At 70.0% G+C, this 6,360-nt stretch carries 7 protein-coding genes; 6 read left to right on the forward strand and 1 reads right to left on the reverse strand.

Annotated features, from left to right (window positions below; genetic code table 11):
* Nucleotides 1-130: 130 nt before the first annotated feature.
* From FJV41_RS47360 to FJV41_RS47385, 6 genes are all read left to right on the forward strand, one after another.
* Complete coding sequence (locus FJV41_RS47360; protein WP_141649219.1) at nucleotides 131-739, forward strand: hypothetical protein; 609 nt, start codon at nucleotides 131-133, stop codon at nucleotides 737-739.
* A gap of 130 nt (nucleotides 740-869) precedes the next feature.
* On the forward strand, nucleotides 870-2,045 hold the full coding sequence (locus FJV41_RS47365) for a RecB family exonuclease (protein ID WP_141649220.1): 1,176 nt from the start codon (nucleotides 870-872) through the stop codon (nucleotides 2,043-2,045).
* Complete coding sequence (locus tag FJV41_RS47370) at nucleotides 2,045-2,704, forward strand: 3'-5' exonuclease (protein ID WP_141649221.1); 660 nt, start codon at nucleotides 2,045-2,047, stop codon at nucleotides 2,702-2,704. Before FJV41_RS47365 ends, FJV41_RS47370 begins: the two co-directional genes overlap by 1 nt.
* Nucleotides 2,701-3,039 (forward strand): hypothetical protein, encoded by a 339-nt coding sequence (locus FJV41_RS47375; protein ID WP_141649222.1) that lies wholly within the window; start codon nucleotides 2,701-2,703, stop codon nucleotides 3,037-3,039. The genes FJV41_RS47370 and FJV41_RS47375 overlap by 4 nt, the downstream gene beginning before the upstream one ends.
* Entirely contained in the window at nucleotides 3,015-3,845 is an 831-nt protein-coding gene (locus FJV41_RS47380; protein ID WP_141649223.1) for a hypothetical protein, read from the forward strand. Before FJV41_RS47375 ends, FJV41_RS47380 begins: the two co-directional genes overlap by 25 nt.
* An 8-nt stretch (nucleotides 3,846-3,853) precedes the next feature.
* Nucleotides 3,854-4,846 (forward strand): AT hook motif domain protein, encoded by a 993-nt coding sequence (locus FJV41_RS47385; protein ID WP_141649224.1) that lies wholly within the window; start codon nucleotides 3,854-3,856, stop codon nucleotides 4,844-4,846.
* Between the two features lie 1,020 nt (nucleotides 4,847-5,866).
* Here the strand turns inward: FJV41_RS47385 and FJV41_RS47390 are convergent.
* On the reverse strand, nucleotides 5,867-6,360 hold a 494-nt coding region (locus FJV41_RS47390), incomplete at its 5' end, for a tyrosine-type recombinase/integrase (protein ID WP_141649225.1).

Below are 6,360 nucleotides of genomic sequence, written 5' to 3' on the forward strand. Positions count from 1 at the left end.
CTTATGGCCGCGTGTCATTCGCCCGAGGAAATCCAAAAATAAAATCGGGCGAAATGATTTCTTGTCCCAAATCGAAGGGATGGGGTGAGTTTAGGATGTATCGGCAAACACGCGCCGCCGACATCCGCGCATGGCCCTTACACACCTGCTCCAGCCCACGCCCGCCCCACAACGTCCGCCTGGCGTGACGTGCGAAGCGTATGTCCGCGGCGAGGGCAAGCACTGCCTGCACTACCGGAATGGCGGAGCCTGCACGCTGGCCAACGTGGGTACCTGCACCGAGTGGCTGAAGGTGAATCAGCAGGCCCGGCCTCATCGTGACGTGGCCGCGCCGCCTGTCCCCGTGCCTCCGAAGAAGTCCGCTCCAGCCGCTGTGGATCTCTTCGGGCATCCGCTGAGCGAGGCCGGCTCGAAGAAGAACGCCCCAGCCCCCGCCTCCAAGCCCGCGCCCCCAGCTCCGTCTCCCGATGTGAAGGAGCTGGACGCGGAGTCCCCACTCTCCGCCCTGCGCGGTCTCACCGACGAGGACATCGCCAGCTTCAAGGCGCTCGGTGTCGAGGTGTGCTTCGCCTCGGAAACCTACGGCGAAGTGTGGCTCGTCCCTGCCTACACCGGCCAGGCCCGAAAGGAGCTCACCCCCGAGCACGCCGCCACCCTGGTGCGCGTCCTGTCTGCCTTCCCGGGCTCACGCGTCATGTCCTTCACGAAGCAGCCGGCCTTCACAGAGGTGCCGCGATGAGCGCGACCCTCACCTGTGAAACAAGCACACGGGACCGCGCTGCCTCCCCGCATCGACTTGATGTGTGTCTCAAAAAGAGCGTGATGACTGTCTCGCGACACGCCACTGCACTGGCCCGGAGGCCCACGTCATGAGCGCACTGCGAAACGAGCATTTGTCATACAGCCGGCTGAGCCGCTTCGAGGCCTGCCCGCTGTCCTACCAGCTCCACTACCTCGACAAGCACACCGCCGAGCCCGGCGTCCCCTTGAGCTTCGGGAAGGCGCTGCACGCAGTCCTCGAGCGACTCCTCCAGGAAGTCGTCGACACCGAGTACGCGGGCCCTCTCTCCGAGGAGCACGCCCTCCAGCTCTATCGTGAAGAGTGGGCCGCCTCGGGCCTCTCCGGCCTGGACCTCTTCCAGCAGGGCCTCTCCATCCTCCAGGACTTCGTGCGCCAGCAGGGCCGCGTGGACTCCCGCGACATCCTCGCCGTTGAGAAGGAGTTCCGCCTGCCGGTGGGGCCCTTCACCGTCCTGGGCTACATCGACCGCGTCGACTGGGTGGACGACGAGACGGTCCACGTCATGGATTATAAGTCCAACCACCAGCTCTTCACCCGCGAGGAGTTGGACTCCAGCCTCCAGCTCAGCCTCTACGCCCTCGCCGCGCGCCGCATGTGGCCCTGGGCGAAGAAGGTGCGCCTGTCCATGTGGATGCTCCGCCACGGCATCCGGCAGGAGACGACGCGCACCGAGGAGCAGTTGGACGCCGCCCTCGCCTACGTCGAGACGCTGGGCCAGCAAATGGAGAAGGCGGAGTCCTTCCCCGCCCGCCTCAACCCCAACTGCGTGTACTGCGACCACCGGCGCAACTGCCCCGCCTACGCCCAGGCGCTGGAGGGCCGACGTGAAGTCGTCTGCGAGGACACCTCCGACCTGGAGTCCGTCGCCCGCGAGCGCCAGGAAGTCGCCCACCTCGCGAAGATTCTCAACGCGCGCAAGGCGGAGCTGGAGGGCGTCCTCCGCGCGCACCTCGCCGAGCAGGACGAGTTGGTCCTCGCCGGCACGCGCTACCGCATGTTCAACACCACCAGCCTCGACTACCCGCTGGAGCCCACCGTCGCGGTGCTGGCCCAGGCTACCGGCCTCCCCCGTAAGGAGCTGATGCAGCGCCTCGCCAGCGTCGAGAAGAAGGCCCTCGACGCGCTGCTGAAGGACACGGGCAAGCGCCTGGGCACCGCGCGCGCCGCGCTGCTGAAGGCCGAGCTGGACTCCCTCGCCGCCAAACACCACTCGCCCAGGTTCTGGGCCAAAGAGGTCGCATAGTGCTGCTCGCTCAATCTGATTCCGACACCACTCCTATCTCTGCGCTCCGCCAGCCGCTCTTCGCTGGCCTGCCGCCGCACCTGCGGACACTCGCGTTCATCGACCTGGAGACGACGGGCCTGGATGCCTCCCGTCATGAGGTGCTGGAGGTGGCAATCCTCCGCGTCGACGCTCGCAGCCTCAAGGTGCTGGCGGAGTACGAGGCCCGCGTGCAGCCCACGCGGCTCGCCGACGCCCACCCCGAGGCCCTGGCCGTGTGCGGCTACTCCGACGAGGAGTGGCGGGACGCGGTGCCCCTGCAGGAAGTCTTGGCCACTGTGTCGCCGCTCCTGGCGGGCACCCTCGTGGCCGGCCACAACACCAGCTTCGACTGGGGCTTCCTCGTCGAGGGCTACCGCCGCACCGAGCTGGCCCTGCCCCGCGTCGACTACCACCGCCTCGACACCGCCAGCCTCGCGTGGCCGTTGCTCGCCACGGGTGAGGTGGAGTCGCTCTCCCTCAACGCCCTGGCGAAGCGCTTCGGCCTCCACCGGCCCACGCCCCACCGCGCCATGGCGGACGCCCGCTGCGCGCTGGAGGTGGCCCGCTGCCTCGCGGTGCGCATGGCCCGTGGCGGGCACATGGAGCGGCTGCTGGAGGAGTCGGGAGGTGTCTCGTGAGCGGCGCCTCCTCCCGTCGCAAGGGCGCTGATTGGGAGCGGGCCCTCGTCCACCGCTTCCGCGAGGCCATGCCTGAAGCCCTCGTGCGCCGCGGCCTCCAGTACCGCAGTGGTGAAGAGGTGCCGGACGTCGAGGTGCCTTGCTTCTGGGTGGAATCGAAAGCCCATCGGCGCACCAACGTCCGCGAGGCCATGCGCCAGGCGGTGGAGACGTGCCCTCCGGGCCGCTGGCCGCTCGCCGTGTGCAAGGACGACGGGCAGCCGCCCCTCGTCACCATGCAGTTGGACGACTTCCTCGAGCTGGTGCGCGAGTGGTGGGAGGCCCGTCCTCGGTGAGTGACTTCTTCGGCCACCTCCTGGGCCTGCTGCGTGTGGAGGCTCTCTCGCCTCGGCACCAGGCCGTCTTCGCGGCTGCGGGCACGCGGCGGCCCACCTTCGCGCGCCACGCCACGCTCGAATCGGTGCTGGCCGCCATGGCTGACGCGCGCGAGGAGACGTACCCGGAGCGGGAAGCCCTCACCCGGGCCCTGGTGGCCGAAATGCAGGCATCCCCCAGCCCCGCGTGGACGGCTGCCCTCGCCTCCGCCTACGCCCCCATGTTGACTCGTCTGCGCCGCCGCATCATCGGCAACGCGGTGCCCAAGGAGGACCTCGACCAGCTCGTCCTCGCCACCTTCCTCTCCGTCGCGCGCGCATTCCCGCTCCCTCGTTGGGGTGACTGGACTGCCGCCCGCCTGCGCCAGCAGACGGCGCGCGAGGTGTTCCGCTACCTGCGCAAGGAGCGCGCGGAGCAGCACGATACGTACACGCAGGAGCAGTTCGCCGAGTGGCTGCCTGACTCACGCCCCTCCCCGCCAGTGGAGAGCAGCAGGCGGACCAGCGTCCGCCGCAGCTTCGTGCGCAGGGACGCGGTGCTGGTCCACATGGCGAAGGCCAGCCTGCCGCGCAGCGACGTCGAGGTCCTCATGGCCACCGTCGTCCGGAGGGAGAAGCTGCGCACCTACGTCAGCCGCCTCGTCGAAGGTGACGCCGCCGAGACCGAGAGGACGTACCAGCGCCTGAAGCGCCAGCGCACGCGGCTGATGCAGCGCCTGCGCACCCAGGCGGTGGACGTCGCAGCGCAGCCCTCTGGAGGCTGCTGAGGGAAGGCATGGCCCAGAAGAAGCCCCTCAAGAAGCTGGGGCGCCCCACCAAAGCCGAAGGCCCTCGGCTGCCCCATGACGAGGTGGACAGGCTCCTCGTGGAAGGCGAGGAGGTGCCCACCACACGAGGCCGTGTGAAGAGGCGGTTCCCCTCCTTGCGCGAACTGGCCGAGCGCTTCGGTGTCGCGCACAGCGCCGTCGCCCGGTACGCCCAGCAGCACGACTGCCTCGGCCGCCGCAAGCGCCTCCTCGCGGGCCAGCCGCCGGACGAGACGCCCGCGCCGGACGACGCGCCCGCGCCAGCCGAAGCGCCGCCTCCTCCTCCGAAGCGAAAGTCAGGCCGCCCCCGCAAGTCCGAGGAGCCCGCGCTCCCGCGCCAGGAGCTGGACCGCGCGCTCGTCTTCGGCGACGTGAAGACGCTTCCCGACGGCTCCACCATGACGTCCTACGCCTCGTACCGCGAGCTGGCGGAGCGCTTCGGTGTCGCCACCTCGCTCGTGGCCAACTACGCGAAGGAGCACAACTGCCTGCGCCGCCGCGAGGAGGCCAAGACGCGCATCGCCACCAAGGCGGACCAGAAGCTCATCGAGCTGCGCGCCAACGCCATCGCCGTCTCGAAGGACGACGCGCTGAAGATGATTGACGGCTACCTCCTCGGCTTCGAGGAGGCGCTCGCCGAGGGCCGCGTGCGTGTCGACAACCCCACCGACTTCAACACCATGGTGCGGCTCAAGGAGTTCGTCCAAGGCGGCGCCGACTCGCGCCAGGAGCTGCATGCCAGCTTCTCGCTGGAGGGACTCCAGTCGCGGCACGCCCAGGCCCTGCGCGCCGCGCGGGAGACGAGCCCCGCCGAGCGCGGCGAGGTGGATGCGGAGGTGGTGGAGAGCGACGATGAGGGCCCGGACACGGCCTCGTCGGAACGCCCCAGGAACGCCGCCGTCGTGGCTCCTCCCACGGACGTCGCGCCCCCGCCGACCCCAACTGAAAGCGCCCTTCGGTAAGTGAACGCGGGCACTTTCGCGTTCAGTTTCGCCGTTCACTTTCGCCGCGCCTGGCCTGGCCTGGTCACTTTCCCCCGGGAGCTCCACCTGGCGCGCAGAAGCACACGCCTGGCGCCACAGCCTTCGTAGTTTCGCGAGGTTAGGGCGGACAGCCACCAGGTCCTCGAGCGCCGCGGTCCGAGTTCCGGCCCGAACTCGCGCCCGGAAGCACACTCCGTCCAGCGAGCTGGACGCGCGCGCCGTTCACTTCCCCGGCCCGGACGCCCTGCTCCGCTGCGCCCCGCTGGCCGCCACGTGGGCCCACCTGGCGCCCGGCCCCGGTCAGCCCCGCGCGCCGCGCCTGTCGCCGCGTGGCGCCCCATTCGTGCGCGCGTGTCCCCGCGTGCTTCGGGCCGCAGGCCTTTGTCTTCCTCGTGAGCCCCACGAGCCCCCGAGCTGCCCTCGAAGCCCCGGCCCTCCGCCCCGCGCGCACCTGGGCGCGGGTGCCGTTACCAGGGCCGAGCCGGATTGCCGAAAATACGTAAAGGCGGCCATTCGGCGTCACCGCCCCGACGCTGTTTCGCGCACTTACGAGGCCTCCTGGCGGGCCGAAGCGCCGAGGCCTATGGCCGCTTTCCCAGGTTGGCGCCACCTGCCGCCCGTCGCACGGCCCAGCTCCTCCCCAGTCACCTTCACTGCCTGCCCCGGCCGGGCGCAACCATGCCTACCGATGACGCCAGCACGCCTACCCCGCCTACCCCTGACGCCAGGGTGGGGGGTGGTGCGTTTTTTCGTGCGGGGTGCGCCGCCGGGGCGTGTACCTGGGGCCCTTTTCGAGAGAGTCACCTCCGAAAAAGTGAACACCCCTCCCCTGTTCATTTGCGCCCGGTAAGTGAACGCCTCGCGCTGTTCACTTTCGCCGGCTGCGCCTGGGGCAGCCCGCGCGGGCCCCGCGCACGGCCACCCCTCACCGCCTCCGCGCGGCAGCCCGGCCCATCCAGGGGCTCTCGCGGGCGCTCAGCGCGGAGGCGGCATGCCCCATCAGCAAGGCAGGTCCTGAGTCACGCGCACCAGCTCGTCGTCCGAGGGGTGCGTGTAGATGACGGTGGAGTCGATGCTGCGCTGGCGCGCGAAGCGCTGGGTGAGGCGGATGTCCTTCGTCCTCCGGTACACCCCGGTGCATGCGGTGTGGCGCACGGCGTGGAAGTTGAGGTGCCGCTCCAGGCCCGCGCGCTGCTGCCACACCGCGAAGCCGTGGCGCACCTGCCGCGTGGACAGGCGCAGTCCCAGGCGGCTCAGGAAGAGCGGCGCCAGGGGCCCCACGTCGTGCCCCTGCGAGCGCTTCAGGCGCAACAGCTTCTCCAGCTTCGCGCGCACCGTGTCCGAGAGGACGACTTCCTGGGGGCCCGGGTGCCGGCGGCTGCCCTTGAAGACAGTCAGCGGCACGTGCCGACGTGCGCGGCTACGCGCGTCGAAGATGTCCCCAACGTTAAGGGCGACCAACTCGTGCTCGCGCAATCCCGAGGCCAGCGCGA

This window comes from Myxococcus llanfairpwllgwyngyllgogerychwyrndrobwllllantysiliogogogochensis, from assembly GCF_006636215.1.
Classification (GTDB): Bacteria; Myxococcota; Myxococcia; order Myxococcales; family Myxococcaceae; genus Myxococcus; species Myxococcus llanfairpwllgwyngyllgogerychwyrndrobwllllantysiliogogogochensis.

Excerpts from the sequence above, each read along its gene's own strand:
- FJV41_RS47360 (WP_141649219.1), top strand. The coding sequence starts at position 131 with ATGGCCCTTACACACCTGCTCCAGCCCACGCCCGCCCCACAACGTCCG.
- FJV41_RS47365 (WP_141649220.1), top strand. The coding sequence starts at position 870 with ATGAGCGCACTGCGAAACGAGCATTTGTCATACAGCCGGCTGAGCCGC.
- FJV41_RS47385 (WP_141649224.1), top strand. The coding sequence starts at position 3,854 with ATGGCCCAGAAGAAGCCCCTCAAGAAGCTGGGGCGCCCCACCAAAGCC.